The organism is Arenimonas terrae, assembly GCF_006265115.1.
Classification (GTDB): domain Bacteria; phylum Pseudomonadota; class Gammaproteobacteria; order Xanthomonadales; family Xanthomonadaceae; genus Arenimonas; species Arenimonas terrae.
In genome coordinates, this window is sequence record NZ_SMDR01000001.1 from 185,304 (window position 1) to 202,922 (window position 17,619).

General features: G+C 67.6%; 18 protein-coding genes and 2 tRNA genes. All 20 read left to right on the plus strand.

Features of this window, described 5'->3' with window-relative positions:
• Positions 1 to 7 precede the first annotated feature (7 nt).
• The 20 genes from E1B00_RS00900 (at position 8) to rimP (ending at position 17,576) form a co-directional block, all read left to right on the plus strand.
• A complete protein-coding gene (locus E1B00_RS00900) occupies positions 8 to 439 on the plus strand; it encodes a group I truncated hemoglobin (protein ID WP_220396221.1) in 432 nt (143 codons plus the stop codon).
• Between the two features lie 43 nt (positions 440 to 482).
• A complete protein-coding gene (gene tpiA / locus E1B00_RS00905) occupies positions 483 to 1,235 on the plus strand; it encodes a triose-phosphate isomerase (protein WP_139444788.1) in 753 nt (250 codons plus the stop codon).
• A 12-nt stretch (positions 1,236 to 1,247) separates the two neighbouring features.
• Entirely contained in the window at positions 1,248 to 1,739 is a 492-nt protein-coding gene (secG, locus tag E1B00_RS00910) for a preprotein translocase subunit SecG (protein ID WP_139444789.1), read from the plus strand.
• A gap of 54 nt (positions 1,740 to 1,793) precedes the next feature.
• Positions 1,794 to 1,878: transfer RNA gene (locus E1B00_RS00915), tRNA-Leu, on the plus strand.
• A gap of 80 nt (positions 1,879 to 1,958) precedes the next feature.
• Positions 1,959 to 2,315, plus strand: coding sequence for an NADH-quinone oxidoreductase subunit A (locus tag E1B00_RS00920; protein WP_139444790.1), 357 nt, complete (start codon positions 1,959 to 1,961; stop codon positions 2,313 to 2,315).
• The gene (locus tag E1B00_RS00925; RefSeq protein WP_139444791.1) at positions 2,306 to 2,860 is read left to right on the plus strand and encodes a NuoB/complex I 20 kDa subunit family protein; all 555 of its coding nucleotides are present in this window, start codon (positions 2,306 to 2,308) and stop codon (positions 2,858 to 2,860) included. The genes E1B00_RS00920 and E1B00_RS00925 overlap by 10 nt, the downstream gene beginning before the upstream one ends.
• A gap of 16 nt (positions 2,861 to 2,876) precedes the next feature.
• Positions 2,877 to 3,599: an NADH-quinone oxidoreductase subunit C gene (locus E1B00_RS00930; RefSeq protein ID WP_139444792.1), complete on the plus strand. Its 723-nt coding sequence runs from the start codon at positions 2,877 to 2,879 to the stop codon at positions 3,597 to 3,599.
• 6 nt (positions 3,600 to 3,605) lie between these two features.
• Complete coding sequence (locus tag E1B00_RS00935) at positions 3,606 to 4,862, plus strand: NADH-quinone oxidoreductase subunit D (protein ID WP_139444793.1); 1,257 nt, start codon at positions 3,606 to 3,608, stop codon at positions 4,860 to 4,862.
• A gap of 14 nt (positions 4,863 to 4,876) precedes the next feature.
• The gene (gene nuoE / locus E1B00_RS00940; protein ID WP_139444794.1) at positions 4,877 to 5,404 is read left to right on the plus strand and encodes an NADH-quinone oxidoreductase subunit NuoE; all 528 of its coding nucleotides are present in this window, start codon (positions 4,877 to 4,879) and stop codon (positions 5,402 to 5,404) included.
• An 8-nt stretch (positions 5,405 to 5,412) separates the two neighbouring features.
• The gene (gene nuoF, locus E1B00_RS00945; RefSeq protein WP_139444795.1) at positions 5,413 to 6,780 is read left to right on the plus strand and encodes an NADH-quinone oxidoreductase subunit NuoF; all 1,368 of its coding nucleotides are present in this window, start codon (positions 5,413 to 5,415) and stop codon (positions 6,778 to 6,780) included.
• Positions 6,777 to 9,080, plus strand: a complete 2,304-nt coding sequence (gene nuoG / locus E1B00_RS00950) for an NADH-quinone oxidoreductase subunit NuoG (protein WP_139444796.1) — start codon at positions 6,777 to 6,779, stop codon at positions 9,078 to 9,080. Before nuoF ends, nuoG begins: the two co-directional genes overlap by 4 nt.
• 1 nt (position 9,081) lies before the next feature.
• Positions 9,082 to 10,140 carry an NADH-quinone oxidoreductase subunit NuoH gene (gene nuoH, locus E1B00_RS00955; RefSeq protein WP_139444797.1) on the plus strand — a complete coding sequence of 353 codons (1,059 nt, stop codon included), beginning with the start codon at positions 9,082 to 9,084 and terminating at the stop codon, positions 10,138 to 10,140.
• Between the two features lie 3 nt (positions 10,141 to 10,143).
• On the plus strand, positions 10,144 to 10,632 hold the full coding sequence (gene nuoI, locus E1B00_RS00960; RefSeq protein WP_139444798.1) for an NADH-quinone oxidoreductase subunit NuoI: 489 nt from the start codon (positions 10,144 to 10,146) through the stop codon (positions 10,630 to 10,632).
• A 19-nt stretch (positions 10,633 to 10,651) separates the two neighbouring features.
• Positions 10,652 to 11,269, plus strand: a complete 618-nt coding sequence (locus tag E1B00_RS00965) for an NADH-quinone oxidoreductase subunit J (protein WP_139444799.1) — start codon at positions 10,652 to 10,654, stop codon at positions 11,267 to 11,269.
• Positions 11,266 to 11,571 (plus strand): NADH-quinone oxidoreductase subunit NuoK, encoded by a 306-nt coding sequence (nuoK, locus tag E1B00_RS00970; protein WP_139444800.1) that lies wholly within the window; start codon positions 11,266 to 11,268, stop codon positions 11,569 to 11,571. The genes E1B00_RS00965 and nuoK overlap by 4 nt, the downstream gene beginning before the upstream one ends.
• Before the next feature lie 7 nt (positions 11,572 to 11,578).
• On the plus strand, positions 11,579 to 13,723 hold the full coding sequence (nuoL, locus tag E1B00_RS00975) for an NADH-quinone oxidoreductase subunit L (protein ID WP_139444801.1): 2,145 nt from the start codon (positions 11,579 to 11,581) through the stop codon (positions 13,721 to 13,723).
• A 19-nt stretch (positions 13,724 to 13,742) separates the two neighbouring features.
• On the plus strand, positions 13,743 to 15,272 hold the full coding sequence (locus E1B00_RS00980; protein WP_139444802.1) for an NADH-quinone oxidoreductase subunit M: 1,530 nt from the start codon (positions 13,743 to 13,745) through the stop codon (positions 15,270 to 15,272).
• A gap of 10 nt (positions 15,273 to 15,282) precedes the next feature.
• Positions 15,283 to 16,731 (plus strand): NADH-quinone oxidoreductase subunit NuoN, encoded by a 1,449-nt coding sequence (gene nuoN / locus E1B00_RS00985; RefSeq protein ID WP_139444803.1) that lies wholly within the window; start codon positions 15,283 to 15,285, stop codon positions 16,729 to 16,731.
• Between the two features lie 64 nt (positions 16,732 to 16,795).
• Positions 16,796 to 16,872: transfer RNA gene (locus E1B00_RS00990), tRNA-Met, on the plus strand.
• Between the two features lie 167 nt (positions 16,873 to 17,039).
• Positions 17,040 to 17,576, plus strand: a complete 537-nt coding sequence (gene rimP / locus E1B00_RS00995) for a ribosome maturation factor RimP (protein WP_139444804.1) — start codon at positions 17,040 to 17,042, stop codon at positions 17,574 to 17,576.
• Positions 17,577 to 17,619 lie beyond the last annotated feature (43 nt).

Here is a 17,619-nt window from a genome sequence, read left to right on the forward strand (position 1 = left end):
GACCGCCATGCGCCCGATCCATCACCTGCTGACCTGCCTCCTGCTCACGGCGCTGCTGGCCGGCTGCGCGGGCCAGGCGCCCCGGCCCACGCTCTACCAGGAGTTCGGCGAGCGGCCGGGCATCGAGGCCCTGGTCGAGGAGCTGCTGGTCCGGGTGCTGGAAGACCCGCGCATCAATGCCGGCTTCGCCGAGGTCGACCTGGTCAACCTCAACGACCGGCTGGTCGAGCAGATCTGCGTCGAGGTCGGCGGACCCTGCACCTATACCGGCCGGACCATGGCCGAATCGCATGCGTCCCTGGCCGTGACCGAGGCCGATTTCAACGCCCTGGTCGAGGACCTCGTGGACGCGATGGAGGCCCGGGGCATCCCGCGCCGGGCGCAGAACCGGCTGCTCCGGCGCCTGGCGCCGATGCACCGGGACATCGTCAGTCCCTAGGCCGGCGCGGTATCCTTGGCGCCTGGATTACGAGGAGCCACGGATGCGCCAGAGAATCGTCGCCGGCAACTGGAAACTGCATGGGGACCGCGCCTTCGCGCGCCACCTGCTCGATGCCGTGGTGGCCGCGCCCCGGCCGGCCGGCGTGGACCTGGTGATCCTGCCGCCCGTGCCCTACCTGGGCGAGCTGGCCGACCGCTACGCCGCGCAGGGCCTGGCCTTCGGCGCCCAGGACCTGGGGCTGAACGAGCAGGGCGCCTACACCGGCGAGGTCTCGGGCCGGATGCTGCACGACGTCGGCGGCCGCTACGTGCTGGTGGGCCATTCCGAGCGCCGTCAGTACCACGAAGAGAGCTGCCAGCTGGTGGCCGAAAAGTTCGTCGCCGCCCGCAAGGCCGGCCTGCGCCCGATCCTGTGCATCGGCGAGACCCTGCACCAGCGCGAGGCCGGCCAGACCGAATGGGCGATCGAGAAGCAGCTGGGCCCGGTGGTCGAACTGGCCGGAATCGCCGCCTTCGAAGGCGCCGTGCTGGCCTACGAGCCGGTCTGGGCCATCGGCACCGGCCGGACCGCCAGCCCGGAGCAGGTCCAGGAAGTACATGCCTTCATCCGTGGCGAACTGCGCGCACACGATGCTAGAATCGCCGGCTCGCTGCCCATCCTTTACGGTGGCAGCGTGAAACCCGCCAACGCGGCCGAGCTGTTTTCCCAGCCGGACGTCGATGGCGGCCTGATCGGGGGCGCGTCCCTCGTGGCCCAGGATTTCCTGGCAATCGCTGCCGCGGCGGCGAGGTAAAACGAACAAGCCATGCTGCTCACCATCGTCAGTGTCATTTATGTGCTGGTCGCGATCGCCATGATCGTGCTCATCCTCATGCAGCGCGGTTCGGGCGCCGCCGCGGGTTCCGGCTTCGGTGCCGGCGCCTCGGCCACGGTGTTCGGCGCGCGCGGTTCGGCGAACTTCCTGTCCACCGCCACCAAGTGGCTGGCCGTCGTGTTCTTCGCGATGAGCCTGGGCATGGCCTGGAACGCCACCCGCACCATCACGCACAACCCGGCCGCGGAAGACCTGGGCGTGATGTCCGACGTTCCGGCCGCGGCGCCGCCGGCCGGCGAGCTTCCGGCGCCGGCCGCCGACATGCCGGTGATCCCGGCCGCCCCGGCAACCGATGTTCCCGCCGCGCCGGCCAGCGAAGGCGACGCGGCTCCGGCGGCGCAAGCCGTTCCGGCCGAGGTTCCGGCCGAGCCTGCGGCTCCCGAGGCCGAGGCCAAGGACGAGCAGGGCAGCCAAGGCGGCTGATCCGCTGGTACAATCTTTCGCCTTCGTTCCGGGTGATCCGGACGTGGCACACCTGCCCAGGTGGCGGAATTGGTAGACGCACTACCTTGAGGTGGTAGCGACGTAAGTCGTGGGGGTTCGAGTCCCCCCTTGGGCACCAATCGATAGACGGGCTGCCGCCCGGCAACAGCTGGAGCGGCGGCACGAACGCGCCTACGGGCGCAAGGTGAGGACGCGCGCGTGCTGGGCGAATATCTGCCGATCCTGTTGTTCCTCTTCGTGTCGACCGGACTGGGCATCGTCCTGTTGCTCGCGGGCTGGGCCCTGGGCCCCAAGCGCCCCGACAGCGAGAAACTCTCGCCCTACGAATGCGGCTTCGAGGCCTTCGAGGACGCGCGCATGCAGTTCGACGTGCGCTACTACCTCATCGCCATCCAGTTCATCATCTTCGACCTGGAAATCGCCTTCGTTTTCCCGTGGGCGGTGAATTTCCGCAACCTCGGCATCGTCGGCCTCACCGAGATGGGCATCTTCATCGGCCTGCTGGTGCTCGGCTTCGTTTACGTCTGGAAGAAGGGAGCGCTCGAATGGGAGTGAGCTCGGCCATTTCGCGCGTGATGAACAACCCCGAGCCGATCGGCTCGGTGGACGACATCCTGCGTCCCGAAGGCGACAACCCGTTGCTCGAGCGCGGCTTCGTCACCACCAACATCGACACCCTGGTCAACTGGGCGCGCACCGGCTCGATGTGGCCGATGACCTTCGGCCTGGCCTGCTGCGCGGTCGAGATGATGCACGCCGGCGCCTCGCGCCTGGACCTGGACCGTTACGGCGTGATCTTCCGCCCGTCGCCGCGCCAGTCCGACGTGATGATCGTCGCCGGCACCCTGGTCAACAAGATGGCGCCGGCGCTGCGCAAGGTCTACGACCAGATGCCGGAACCCAAGTGGGTGATCTCGATGGGCAGCTGCGCCAACGGCGGCGGCTACTACCACTACTCGTATTCGGTGGTGCGCGGCTGCGACCGCGTGGTGCCGGTGGACGTCTACGTGCCGGGCTGCCCGCCGACCGCGGAAGCCCTGGTCTACGGAATCCTGCAGCTGCAGAAGAAGATCCGCCGCACCAACACCATCGCCCGCTAAGGACCCAGCCGCCGCCATGGTCGAAACGACGATCAGCTTCACCGAGCGCCTGAAGGCGCGCCTGCAGGACCGACTGGTGTCGGTGCGCGAGGCGCTGGGCGAAACCACCGTCGAACTGACGCCGGATTCCTGGGCCGACGCGGCGCGCATCTTGCGCGACGAGCCCGAGTTCGGCTTCGAGCAGCTGATCGACCTGTGCGGCGTCGACTTCCTGGGTTACGGCAGCGACGAGTGGGAGACCGTGGACGTCAGCGACGAGGGTTTCTCGCGCGGCGTCGAGGGCACCTCCGGCCCGGGCCGCTTCAACTGGGAAGACCGTCCGCGTGGCAATGGTCCGGAGCGCCGTTTCGCCGTGGTGGTGCACCTGATGTCGGTGCGCAACAACAAGCGGCTGCGCATCCGCTGCTTCGCCGCCGACAACGGCCTGCCGGTCGTGCCGTCGCTGGTCGACGTTTACCCGGTGGCGAATTGGTTCGAGCGCGAGTGCTTCGACCTGTTCGGCATCGTGTTCGAGGGCCACCCGGACCTGCGCCGCATCCTCACCGACTACGGCTTCGTCGGCCACCCGTTCCGCAAGGACTTCCCGCTGACCGGCAACGTCGAAGTGCGCTACGACGCCGAGCGCAAGCGCGTGGTCTACGAACCCGTTTCGATCGAACCGCGCGTCGGCGTGCCGCGCGTGGTGCGCGAAGACTCGCGCTGGCAGCAGGCCGCCACCGAGCAGCCGAGCAAGGACTGAGCGGCCATGACCCAGGAAATCCGCAACTACACCCTCAACTTCGGCCCGCAGCATCCGGCCGCGCACGGCGTGCTGCGCCTGGTCCTGGAGATGGACGGCGAGGTCGTGCAGCGTGCCGACCCGCACGTGGGCCTGCTGCACCGCGGCACCGAGAAGCTGGCTGAGTCCAAGCCCTTCAACCAGTCCATCGGTTACATGGACCGCCTGGACTACGTCTCGATGATGTGCAACGAGCACGCCTACGTGCTGGCGATCGAGAAGCTGCTGGGCGTGCAGGCGCCGATCCGCGCGCAGTACATCCGCACGATGTTCGACGAGATCACCCGCATCCTGAACCACCTGATGTGGATCGGTTCCAACGGCCTCGATCTCGGCGCGATGGCGGTGTTCCTGTACGCCTTCCGCGAGCGCGAAGAGCTGATGGACTGCTACGAGGCGGTGTCGGGCGCGCGCATGCACGCCACTTATTACCGCCCGGGCGGCGTGGCCCGCGACCTGCCGGACGCGATGCCCAAGTACCGCGAGTCGCCGTGGCGCAAGGGCGCCGAGCTCAAGCGCGTGAATGCCTCGCGCGAAGGTTCGATGCTCGACTTCCTGGACGCCTTCTGCGACGACTTCCCGCGCCGCGTCGACGAGTACGAAACCCTGCTCACCGACAACCGCATCTGGAAGCAGCGCACCGTCGGCATCGGCGTGGTGCCGACCGACATGGCCCTGGCCTGGGGCATGACCGGCCCGATGCTGCGCGGCTCCGGCCTGGCCTGGGACCTGCGCAAGAAGCAGCCCTACGCCGCCTACGACAAGGTCGACTTCGACATCCCGGTGGGCGTGCAGGGCGACTGCTACGACCGCTACCTGGTGCGCGTCGAAGAAATGCGCCAGTCCAACCGCATCATCAAGCAGTGCGTGCAGTGGCTGCGGGCCAACCCCGGTCCGGTCATGGTCAAGAACTTCAAGGTGGCGCCGCCGTCGCGTGCCGAGATGAAGGACGACATGGAAGCGCTGATCCACCACTTCAAGCTCTTCACCGAGGGCTACTGCGTGCCGGCCGGCGAGGCCTATGCCGCGGTCGAGGCGCCCAAGGGCGAGTTCGGCGCCTACATCGTCTCCGACGGCGCCAACAAGCCGTTCCGCCTGAAGCTGCGCGCCCCCGGTTTCGCCCACCTCTCGTCCATGGACGCGATCGTGCGCGGCCACATGCTGCCGGACGTCGTCGCGATGATCGGCACCTACGACATCGTCTTCGGCGAAATCGATCGCTAAGGGTTATCTGACCGATGAAAGCCACCGGAAATTTCGCCGCCTGCCAGCACGTCGACCCGATGGTCGCGCTGAGCGACGCCACGCGCGCGCACATCGACCACTGGGTGTCCAAGTTCCCGGCAGACCGCAAGCGCTCGGCCGTGATCCAGGGCCTGATGGCCGCGCAGGAACAGAATGCCGGCTGGCTGAGCGACGAGATCATCGCCGCCACCGCCAAGTACCTGGGCATCCCGCCGGTCTGGGCCTACGAGGTCGCGACCTTCTATTCGATGTTCGACCTGGCGCCGGTCGGCCGGCACAAGGTCGCCATCTGCACCAACATCAGCTGCTGGCTCAACGGCGGCGAAGACATCGTGCGCCACTGCGAGCGCAAGCTCGGCATCAAGCACGGCGAGAGCACCGCCGACGGCCGCATCTTCCTCAAGGTCGAGGAAGAATGCCTGGCCGCCTGCGCGGGCGCGCCGATGATGGTGGTGGACGGTCATTACCACGAGAAGCTCACCACTGAAAAAGTGGACGCGCTGCTCGACGGACTGGAGTAAGGCAGGCCATGGCGCACCACTCGCATTATTCCGAGCCCACCGGTCCGGTCGGCCCGGCCCCGCAGGAACACAGCGTCGTCTACACGACCCTGCATTTCGACAAGCCCTGGTCCTACGAGAACTACCTCAAGACCGGCGGTTACGCCGCCTGGCGCAAGATCCTGACCGAGAAGATCGACCCGGCCGCGGTCGTGGACATGGTCAAGCAGTCCGGCCTGCGCGGCCGCGGCGGCGCGGGCTTCCCGACCGGCCTGAAGTGGAGCTTCATGCCGCGCAGCGCGCCCGGCCAGAAGTACATCCTGTGCAATTCTGACGAATCCGAGCCGGGCACCTGCAAGGACCGCGACATCCTGCGCTACAACCCGCATGCGGTGATCGAGGGCATGGCGATCGCCTGCTACGCCACGGGCTGCACCGTCGCCTACAACTACCTGCGTGGCGAGTTCCACCACGAGCCGTTCGAGCACTTCGAGGAAGCCCTCAAGGAAGCCTATGCCAACGGCTGGCTGGGCAAGGACATCCTCGGTTCCGGCGTGGACGTGGACATGTACGCGGCGCTCGGCGCCGGCGCCTACATCTGCGGCGAAGAGACCGCGATGATGGAGTCGCTGGAAGGCAAGAAGGGCCAGCCGCGCTTCAAGCCGCCGTTCCCGGCCAACTACGGCCTGTTCGGCCGTCCGACCACCATCAACAACACCGAGACCTACGCCTCGGTGCCGGCGATCGTGCGCAACGGCGCCGAGTGGTTCCTCAACCTGGGCAAGCCCAACAACGGCGGCCCGAAGATCTTCTCGGTGTCCGGCCACGTCAACAATCCGGGCAACTTCGAGATCCGCCTGGGCACGCCGTTCTCGGAGCTGCTGGCCCTGGCCGGTGGCGTCAAGGGCGGGCGCAAGCTCAAGGCCGTGATCCCGGGCGGTTCCTCGATGCCGGTGCTGCCGGCCGACACCATGATGGCCTGCACGATGGACTACGACTCGATCCAGAAGGCCGGTTCCGGCCTGGGGTCGGGCGCGGTGATCGTGATGGACGAGACCACCTGCATGGTGCGCGCCTGCCAGCGCATCGCGCGCTTCTACTACGCCGAGTCCTGCGGCCAGTGCACGCCCTGCCGCGAGGGCACCGGCTGGATGTACCGCGTGCTGACCCGCATCGCCAACGGACAGGCGACGATGGACGACCTGCACATGCTCAAGGGCGCCGCGGGCCAGATCGAGGGTCACACCATCTGCGCCTTCGGCGAAGCCGCCGCCTGGCCGGTGCAGGGTTTCCTGCGCCATTTCTGGCACGAGTTCGAGTACGCCATCGTCAACAAGCGTTTCTACGTCGACGACCTGGCCAAGGGCCAGCTCGCCACCACGGAGCAGGCCGCATGAGCGCCCAGCCGACCGCACCCAATACCGCGCCGGACGTGGTGAACATCGAGATCGACGGCAAGGCCATGCAGGCGCCGAAGGGCTCGATGATCATCCAGGCCGCCGACAAGGCCGGCGTGCCGATCCCGCGCTTCTGCTACCACGAGAAGCTGCCGATCGCGGCCAACTGCCGCATGTGCCTGGTGGACGTCGAGAAGATGCCCAAGCCGGCCCCGGCCTGCGCCACGCCGGTGATGGAAGGCATGAAGATCACCACCCAGACCAAGCGCGCGCTCGACGCGCAGCGCAACGTCATGGAGTTCCTGCTGATCAACCACCCGCTGGACTGCCCGATCTGCGACCAGGGCGGTGAGTGCGAACTGCAGGACGTGTCGATGGGCTACGGCCGCTCGGTGTCGCGCTACGTCGACCGCAAGCGCGTGGTCGCCGACGAGGACCTGGGCCCGCTGGTCGCCACCGACATGACCCGCTGCATCCAGTGCACCCGCTGCATCCGCTTCACCGCGGACGTGGCCGGCACCTTCGAGCTGGGCGGCATGAGCCGCGGCGAGAACCTGCAGATCGGCACCTACGACGGCAAGCCGCTGATGACCGAACTCTCGGGCAACGTCATCGATGTCTGCCCGGTCGGCGCGCTGACCAACAAGGTGTTCCGCTTCCGCGCCCGCGCCTGGGAGCTGGTGGCGCGTGAATCCGTCGGCTACCACGACGCGCTCGGCTCCAATCTCTACCTGCACGCGCGCCGCGGCGACGTGCTGCGCACCGTGCCGCGCGACAACGAAGCGGTGAACGAGTGCTGGCTGTCGGACCGCGACCGCTATTCGCACCAGGGCCTGGTGGCCGACGACCGCGCCGGCAAGCCGCTGGTGCGCGAAGGCAACGCCTGGCGCGAGGCCTCGTGGGACGAGGCGCTGGCGCTGGCGGCCAAGCTGCTCAAGGAGGCGGGCGAGTCGCTCGGCGTGCTCGCCCATCCGGCGACCTCGAACGAGGAGGGCGCGCTGCTGGCATCCCTGGCCGCGGGCCTGGGCACCGGCCACGTCGACCACCGTCTCAAGACGCTGGACTTCGCCGACGGCGCCTTCGCTGAACCCTTCGAGCTGCCGGCGGCCGAACTCGAACAGGCCGAGGCCGTGCTGCTGGTGGGCTGCAACCTGCGCCACGAGCTGCCGCTGCTGCACCAGCGCCTGCACAAGGCCGGCAAGCGCGGCGCCAAGGTGTTCGCGATCAACCCGGTGGACTTCGAGACCACGTTCAACCTCGCCAGCAAGCGCATCGTCGCGCCCTCGCACCTGCCGGGCGCGCTCGCCGCGGTCGCGCAGGCCGCCGGCGCCACGCTACCCGGTGCAATCGCTGCCGAGGCGCATGACGGCGCCCAGGCCATGGCCGACGCACTGGCCAAGGCCGGCAAGGCCGTGATCGTGCTCGGCGAGCTGGCCGAAAACCACGCCCAGGCTTCCTGGCTTCGCGCCGCCGCGCGTGCGCTGGCGACCGCCACCGGCGCCAAGCTCAACCGCGTTCCGCAGGGCGCCAACGCCATCGGTCTGGCGCGCCACGGCCTGGTCCCGAAGGGGCAGGGCAGGCACGCCGCGGCGATGCTGGCGCAGCCGCTGCCGGCCTACCTGCTCTACGGCATCGAGCCGCAGTACGACTTCGCGCACGGCGCGCAGGCGCTCAAGGCCCTGGCCGCTGCCAAGGTCGTCGCGTTCTCGGCCTATGCGTCCGAAGAGCTCAAGAAGCTGGCACACGTGATCCTGCCGATCGGCCTGCTGCCGGAGATCGAAGCGACGCTGGCCAATGTCGACGGCACCGACCAGGCCACCCAGGCCGGCGGCAAGCTGCCGGGCGAGGCGCGGGCCGGCTGGCGCGTGCTGCGCGCTTTGGGAGGTCAGCTTGGCTTGGCCGGTTTCGAGTTCACCGACCTGCACGGGTTGCGTGCTGGGCTCAAGCCGCAGGCGCCCGCCGCCGGCAGCGGCCTGGCGGAAGCGGGCAAGGCCGAGTCGGGCCTGGAGCGCATCGCCAGCACGCCGATCTACCGCGGCGATGCGGTGCTGCGCCGTTCGGCCGCGCTCAACGCGCACCCGCTGACGGTCGGCGCCCGGCTCGTGCTGCATCCGGAGGAGGCGCTGTCGCGCGGACTGTCCGACGGCGGCATGGCCAAGGTCGGCGATGGCGTCGGCAGCGCGGCGCTGCCGGTGTCGGTGAGCCCGCGCGTGCCCAAGGGCGCGGTGTGGATCGAGAACGGTTACGAAGCCACCGCGCCGATGTCGCCGGTGGCGCGCCTGGCGGTGGTGGGAGCCTGAGATGATCGACGCCCTCCGCGAGTTCTTCCTCTCCTTCGGCGACCTCGGCCTGGTCATCTGGACCCTGGTCAAAATCATCGTCATCGTGCTGCCGATCACCATCGGCGTGGCCTTCTACACCCTGGCCGAGCGCAAGGTGATCGGCTGGATGCACGTGCGCCAGGGACCGCAGTTCATCGGCGGCTTCATGGGCATCGGCTTCATCCAGGCCTTCGCCGACGTGTTCAAGATGCTGTTCAAGGAGCTGGTGATCCCGAGCTCGGCCAGCCCGCTGCTGTTCCGGCTGGCGCCGCTGCTGGCGCTGGCGCCGGCCTTCGCGGCCTGGGCGGTGATCCCGTTCGACGACGGCGTGGTGCTGGCCAACGTCAACGCCGGCCTGCTGGTGCTGCTGGCCCTGACATCGATGGGCGTGTACGGCATCATCATCGGCGGTTGGGCCTCGAACTCGAAGTACGCGATCCTGGGCGCGCTGCGCTCCGCCGCGCAGGTGGTCAGCTACGAGATCGCGATGGGCTTCGCCCTGGTCGGCGTGCTGGTCGCGGCCGGCACCATGAACCTGACCGAGATCGTGCACGCGCAGGCGGGCAATCTCGGTATCGGCGAGTGGTTCATGTGGCCGCTGTTCCCGCTGTTCATCATCTACTTCATCTCCGGCGTGGCCGAGACCAACCGCGCGCCCTTCGACGTCGCGGAAGGCGAATCGGAAATCGTCGCCGGCTTCCACGTCGAGTACTCCGGTTCGGCCTTCGCGATCTTCTTCTTGGCCGAATACGCCAACATGATGCTGGTCAGCCTGCTGACCCCGATCCTGTTCCTGGGCGGCTGGCTGTCGCCGTTCCCGCCGTCCTGGGGCTTCCTGGGCGAGCCGGGCTGGTGGTGGCTGGCGGCCAAGTTCGTGTTCTTCGCTTTCACCTTCCTGTGGTTCCGCGCCACATTCCCGCGCTACCGCTACGACCAGATCATGCGTCTGGGCTGGAAGGTGTTCATCCCGATCACGATCGTGTGGATCTTCGTGACGGCCGTCATGGCCTACAACGGCTGGTTCACCCTGGGCGCCTAAGACATGAACCGCATCGCCACCTACCTCAAGAGCCTGATGCTGCTGGAGCTGCTCGCCGGCATGCGCCTGACGCTGGGCTACATGTTCGCCCCGACCTACACGGTGAACTACCCGTTCGAGAAGTTCCCGCAGTCGCCGCGCTTCCGCGGCCTGCACGCGCTGCGCCGCTACCCCAACGGCGAAGAGCGCTGCATCGCCTGCAAGCTGTGCGAGGCGGTGTGCCCGGCGCTGGCCATCACCATCGACTCGGAGCCGCGCGCCGACGGTTCGCGCCGCACCACGCGCTACGACATCGACCTGTTCAAGTGCATCTACTGCGGCTTCTGCGAGGAAAGCTGCCCGGTGGACTCGATCGTCGAAACCCACATCCACGAATACCACTTCGAAAAGCGCGGCGAGAACATCGTCAGCAAGCAGCAGCTGCTGGCCATCGGCGACCGCTTCGAAGACGAGATCGCGCAACGCCGGGCCGCCGACGCGGCCTACCGGTGAGGGCAGGGACGACATGAGCATGAGCTACGAACTGATCGCCTTCTGGGCCTTCGCCGGGGTCACCGTGCTGGCGGCGCTGGGGGTCATCCTGGCCCGCAACCCGGTGCACGCCGTGCTCAGCCTGGTGCTGGCCTTCTTCTCCACCGCCTGCCTGTGGCTGCTGCTGCAGGCCGAGTTCCTGGGCGTGGTGCTGGTGCTGGTCTACATCGGCGCAGTGATGGTGCTGTTCCTGTTCGTGGTGATGATGCTCGACATCAACACCGCGCCGTTGCGCGAAGGTTTCACCCGCTACCTGCCGCTGACCGGCGCGGTGGTGGTGGTGATGGCGGCCGAGATGGTGATGCTGATCGGCAACAAGCGCTTCGAGGTGGGGCTGTCGGCCACCGACCCGGCCGCCGCGGCCGGCAAGACCAACCTGCAATGGATCGGCGAGACGCTGTTCAGCAAGTACATCCTGCCCTTCGAGATCGCCGCGGTGATCCTGACCGTGGCCCTGATCGTGGCGGTGATGCTGACCCTGCGCCGCCGCCCCGGCACCAAGCACCAGGACCCCGGCCGGCAGGTGGCCGTGCGCCGCGACGACCGCGTGCGACTGGTCAAGATGCCGGCCGAACCCCGCCAGGAGGGCAACCCGTGATCAGCCTCGGCCACTACCTCGCGCTGGGCGCGGTGCTGTTCTGCATCAGCGTCGCCGGCATCTTCATCAACCGCAAGAACGTCATCGTGCTGCTGATGTGCATCGAGCTGATGCTGCTGGCGGTGAACATCAACTTCGTGGCCTTCTCGCGCTTCCTCGGCGATGTGTCCGGCCAGATCTTCGTGTTCTTCATCCTTACCGTGGCCGCCGCCGAAGCCGCCATCGGCCTGGCCATCCTGGTGACCCTGTTCCGCAACCGGCGGACCATCAACGTCGCCGAACTCGATTCCCTGAAGGGCTGAGCGCGCCATGATCTCCATGAACACGCTCCTGATCATCGCCCTGGCGCCGCTGCTGGGTGCCGTCGTCGCCGGCCTCTTCGGCAAGCAGGTCGGCCGCGCCGGCGCGCACTGGGTCACCATCCTGGGCGTCGCGGTCAGCTGCGCGCTGTCGGTCCAGGTGCTGTGGCAGCTGGCGGTGCAGCATGCCGACCCGTTCAACCAGAACGTCTACACCTTCTTCCAGGTCGGCGGATATTCCGCGCACGTCGGCTTCATGGTCGACAGGCTGACCGCGATGATGATGGTCGTGGTGACCTTCGTCTCGCTGCTGGTGCACGTCTACACCATCGGCTACATGGCCGAGGATCCGGGTTACCAGCGCTTCTTCAGCTACATCTCGCTGTTCACCTTCAGCATGCTGATGCTGGTGATGAGCAACAACTTCCTGCAGCTGTTCTTCGGCTGGGAAGCGGTGGGCCTGGTCTCGTACCTGCTGATCGGCTTCTGGTTCAAGCGGCCGACCGCCATCTTCGCCAACCTCAAGGCCTTCCTGGTCAACCGCGTCGGCGACTTCGGCTTCCTGCTCGGCATCGCCGGCGTGCTGATGTGGGTCGGTTCGCTCGACTACGCGACCGTGTTCGCCCAGGCCAGCAACGCCGACCTGCAGGCCACCTTCACCCTGTGGTCGGGCAAGATCGGCACCGGCGCCTGGACGGTGGACGTGCTGTCCTCGCCGGTCGAGGTGACGATCATCGGCTTCATCTGCGTCTGCCTGTTCATCGGCGCGATGGGCAAGTCGGCCCAGGTGCCGCTGCACGTCTGGCTGCCGGACTCGATGGAAGGCCCGACCCCGATCTCGGCCCTGATCCACGCCGCGACCATGGTGACCGCGGGCATCTTCATGGTCGCGCGCATGTCGCCGCTGTTCGAGCAGAGCGAAACCGCGCTGGCCTTCGTGCTGGTGGTGGGCGCCACCACGGCCCTGTTCACCGGCCTGATCGGCATCGTCCAGAACGACATCAAGCGCGTGGTCGCGTATTCGACCCTTTCGCAGCTGGGCTACATGACCGTCGCGCTCGGCGTCTCCGCCTATTCGGCGGCGGTCTTCCACCTGATGACCCACGCCTTCTTCAAGGCGCTGCTGTTCCTGGCGGCGGGCAGCGTCATCATCGGTATGCACCACGAGCAGGACATGCGCAAGATGGGCGGCCTGCGCAAGTACATGCCGATCACCTACATCACCAGCCTGATCGGCACGCTGGCCCTGGTCGGCACGCCGTTCTTCTCCGGCTACTTCTCCAAGGACACGATCATCGTGGCGGCGGGCGAGGCGGCCAAGACCGGCGGCTGGGCCCAGACCTACGGCTACTGGGCGGTGATGCTGGGCGTGTTCGTGACCGCTTTCTACAGCTTCCGCCTGCTGTACCTGACCTTCCACGGCAAGGAGCGCTTCCGGGAGGTCGAGGCCCATGGCCACGACGACCACCACGGCGCCGATGACGCGCACGGCGACGCCCACCACGACGCGCACGACGACCACGGCCACCACCATGGCCCGGTCGAGCCGCACGAGTCGCCCAAGGTGGTGACGGTGCCGCTGATCCTGCTGGCGATCCCGTCGGTTCTGATCGGCTTCTTCACCGTCGGCCCGATGCTGTTCGGCGATTTCTTCCGCGGCGCCATCGAGGTGCTGCCGGCGCACGATACGGTCGCCGCGGCCGGCAAGTCGCTTTGGCACGCCGACCACGGCTGGGTGTCGGCGGCGGTGGGCTTCGGCCTGCACTTCTGGTCGTCGCCGGTGTTTTGGCTGGCCTTCTCCGGCTTCGCCTCGGCCACCGCGCTCTACCTGTTCTATCCGGATGTCGCCACGAAGATGCGCGCCAGCAAGCCCGGCGCCTTCCTCACCCGCATCCTCGAGAACAAGTACGGCTTCGACGACCTGTGGATCAAGGGTTTCGCCGGCGGCGGCGTCAAGCTCGGCCGCTTCTCCTGGAAGCGCGGCGACGCCGGGCTGATCGACGGCCTGTTCGTCAACGGCTCCGCCGTGCTGGTCGACCGCGTCGCGGGCCTGGTCCGCCAGCTGCAGACCGGCCGCCTCTACAACTATGCCTTCGCCATGATCCTCGGCCTCATCGTCCTGTTGGCGGTGCTGGTGCGGACGATCGGCGCCTGAGACTGACAAGGAAGCCCTGATGGAAGCCACCTGGCCCCTGCTTAGCGTGCTGATCTGGCTGCCGATCGTCGGCGGCCTGCTCACGCTGGCCTTCGGCGACGCCCGTGCCCACCAGGCCAAGGCCTTCGCGCTGCTGGTCTCGCTGGCCACGCTGGTCGCGAGCCTGTTCCTGTTCGCCGGCCACGACTACGCCTCGGCGGCGATGCGCTTCGTCGAGGACCATCCCTGGATCCCGAGCTTCGACATCCGCTACCACCTGGGCGTGGACGGCCTGTCGATCGCGCTGATCGCCCTGACCACGCTGACCACGGTGCTGGTGCTGATCGGCTCCTGGACCTCGGTCGAGCGCCGCGCGCACCAGTACTTCGCCGCCTTCCTGATCCTCGAGGGCCTGATGGTGGGCGTGTTCTGCGCGCTCGACGCCATCCTGTTCTACGTGTTCTTCGAGGGCATGCTGATCCCGATGTTCATCATCATCGGCGTCTGGGGCGGCCCGCGGCGCGTGTACGCGTCGCTGAAGTTCTTCCTGTACACGTTCCTGGGCTCGGTCTTCATGCTGATCGGCCTGGTCTACCTGTACCTGCAGACGGTGAAGGCCGGCAGCCCGAGCTTCCAGCTCGCCGACTTCTACGCGCTGCGGCTCGGCGCCACCGAGCAGATGTGGATCTTCTTCGCCTTCCTGGCCGCGTTCTCGGTGAAGGTGCCGATGTTCCCGGTCCACACCTGGTTGCCGGACGCGCACGTCGAGGCGCCGACCGGCGGCTCGGTGATCCTGGCGGCGATCATGCTCAAGATCGGCGGCTACGGTTTCCTGCGCTTCACCCTGCCGATCGTGCCGGACGCCGGGCAGGAGTGGGCCTGGCTGGTGATCGGCCTGTCGCTGGCGGCGGTGGTCTACGTCGGCCTGGTCGCCCTGGTGCAGGAGGACATGAAGAAGCTGATCGCGTACTCCTCGGTCGCGCACATGGGCTTCGTCACCCTCGGTACCTTCGTCGCCTTCGCGCTGGTGCGCGAGCTGGGCAATACCGATGCGGCGCAGCTCGGCCTGCAGGGTGCGATGGTGCAGATGATCTCGCACGGCTTCATTTCCGGCGCGATGTTCTCCTGCGTCGGCGTGGTCTACGACCGCATGCACAGCCGCATGATCCGCGACTACGGCGGCGTGGCCAACACCATGCCCTGGTTCGCGGCCTTCTTCGTCTTCTTCGCGATGGCCAACTCCGGCCTGCCGGGCACGTCGGGCTTCGTCGGCGAGTTCATGGTCATCCTGGCCGCGTTCCAGCACAACGTCTGGGTCGCCTTCGGCGCCGGCTTCACCCTGATCCTCGGCGCGGCCTACACGCTGTGGATGACCAAGCGGGTGATCTTCGGCGACGTCGCCAACCACCACGTCGCCGAACTCACCGACATCAACGGTCGCGAGGCCCTGGTGCTGGGTGTGTTCGCCCTGGGCACCCTGGCCCTGGGCGTCTACCCCAAGCCCCTGACCGATCTGATGGAAGCACCGATCGCGCAGCTGCTGACCCAGCTCGCCGCCACCAAGCTTTAAGGAAGCCACGATGGCCCTGCCGATGCCCACTGTTGCCGACCTGCTGCCCCTGGGGCCGGAGATCTTCGTTTGCGGCGCGGCCTTCGCCCTGCTGATGGTCGACCTGTTCCTGTCCGACCAGCGGCGTGGCCTGACCCACTTCCTGGCCCTGTTCATCCTCGCCGGGGCCGCGGTGCTGACCGTGCGCGACCTGGCGATGGAGCCGGTGTACGGCTTCGCCAACATGTTCGTGCGCGACACCGCCAGCGACGTGCTCAAGCTCGCCGTGTACCTGGTCGCCGGTGCGTCCTTCGTCTACGCCAAGCCCTACCTGCAGGACCGCGGCCTGTTCAAGGGCGAGTTCTACGTGCTCGGCCTGTTCGCCGTGCTCGGCATGATGCTGATGATCTCCGCCGGCAGCATGCTCACCGTCTACCTGGGCCTGGAGCTGCTGGCGCTGAGCTCCTACGGCCTGGTCGGCATGGACCGCGACAACCCGCGCTCCTCCGAGGCGGCGATGAAGTACATCGTGCTCGGCTCGATGGCCTCGGGCCTGCTGCTGTACGGCATGTCCATGGTCTACGGCGCCACCGGCAGCCTGATGCTGGGCGAGATCCACGCGGCCGCCGCCAGCAGCGGCGACCGCACCCTGCTGCTGTTCGGCGTCGTCTTCATGCTGGTCGGCATCGCCTTCAAGTTCGGCGCCGCGCCGTTCCACATGTGGCTGCCGGACGTCTACCATGGCGCGCCGACCGCGATCACGCTGTTCATCGGCTCGGCGCCCAAGCTGGCGGCGTTCGGCATGGCCTACCGGCTGCTCGAGGCGGGCGTCGGTCCGCTCGATCCGTACTGGCAGGACATGGTCGCCTGGGTCGCGGCGCTGTCGCTGGTGATCGGCAACCTCGTGGCGCTGGTGCAGACCAACCTCAAGCGCATGCTGGCCTATTCGACCGTCTCGCACGTCGGCTTCCTGTTCATGGGCCTGGCCCATGGCGGCAACCTCGGCTACTCGGCGGCGATGTTCTACGCCATCAGCTACGCGATCATGTCGGCGGCCGCCTTCGGCGCGATCATCGCGCTCTCGCGCAAGGGCTTCGAGTCCGAGAACATCGACGACTTCAAGGGCCTGTGGTCGCGCAACCCGGGCCAGGCGGTGCTGGTGCTGTTCGTGATGGCGTCCCTGGCCGGCGTGCCGCCGTTCCTGGGCTTCTGGGCCAAGCTCGAAGTGCTGGTGGCCGCGCTCGACGCCGGCCTGATGTGGCTGGCCGTTGTCGGCGTGGTCTTCGCGGTGATCGGCGCCTTCTACTACCTGCGCGTGATCAAGGTGATGTTCTTCGACGAGCCGGAAGGCGAGGGCGCCCGGGTGCATCCGGACAGCCACCTGCGCGTGCTGTTCGCGGTCAACGCCGCGGCGCTGCTGGTGCTGGGCCTGTTCGCCGACACGATCCTGGCCTGGTGCGGGCTCGCTTTCCCGGCCTGAACCGTCCGCTCATCATTGGGCTTGCGCCGGATTCACCCAGGCCCCTATAATGCGCGTCTACTGCTGCGGGGTGGAGCAGTCTGGCAGCTCGTCGGGCTCATAACCCGAAGGTCGCAGGTTCAAATCCTGCCCCCGCTACCAGTTTCTGGCGAAGTGTTCCGAAAGGATCTCAACGCTCAGGCTTGTTCCCTCGGGTCGGCCCTTTTGGCGGCCCCGGGAAGCCGGAACCTGGATGTACCGGAAAAGGGCCTTACGGCCCTTTTTTGTTTTCGAAATTCGCGAAACAACGAGGCGACAGGACCGAACCGATGACCGGCAAGGCGACCGAAATCAGCGAACTGCTCGCGCCCACCGTGGCGGCGCTCGGGCTGGAGCTGCTGGGCGTGGAATTCGCGCCCACCGGCAACAGCGCGATGCTGCGCCTGTACATCGACGCGCCCGGCCGGCACGTGGCCATCGAGGACTGCGAAGCGGTGAGCCGCGAAGTGTCGGCGCAGCTGGACGTCGCCGACCCGATCGCCTCGGAGTACACGCTGGAAGTGTCCTCGCCGGGCATCGACCGGCCGCTGTTCACCGCGGCGCAGTTCGGCCGCTTCATCGGCGAGCAGGCCAAGCTGACCCTGCGTTTGGCGCAGGACGGCCGCCGCCGCTTCATCGCCCGCATCACCGGCGTCGAGGGCGACGTGGTGCTGCTTTCGCACGAGGCCGGCGACATGCGGGTCGAGCACGACAACATCGAAAAGGCGCGCCTGGTCCCCGACCTGGTCGCCCTGGGCCTCGCGGCCCAGCCCAAGCCTACCGGCCCGGGCGGCTCGCGCCGCAAGGCCAAGACCAAAGAATCCTGATCAAAACCCGAGGCGGTCGCACCGCCTTTGACGGAGCTGGAAA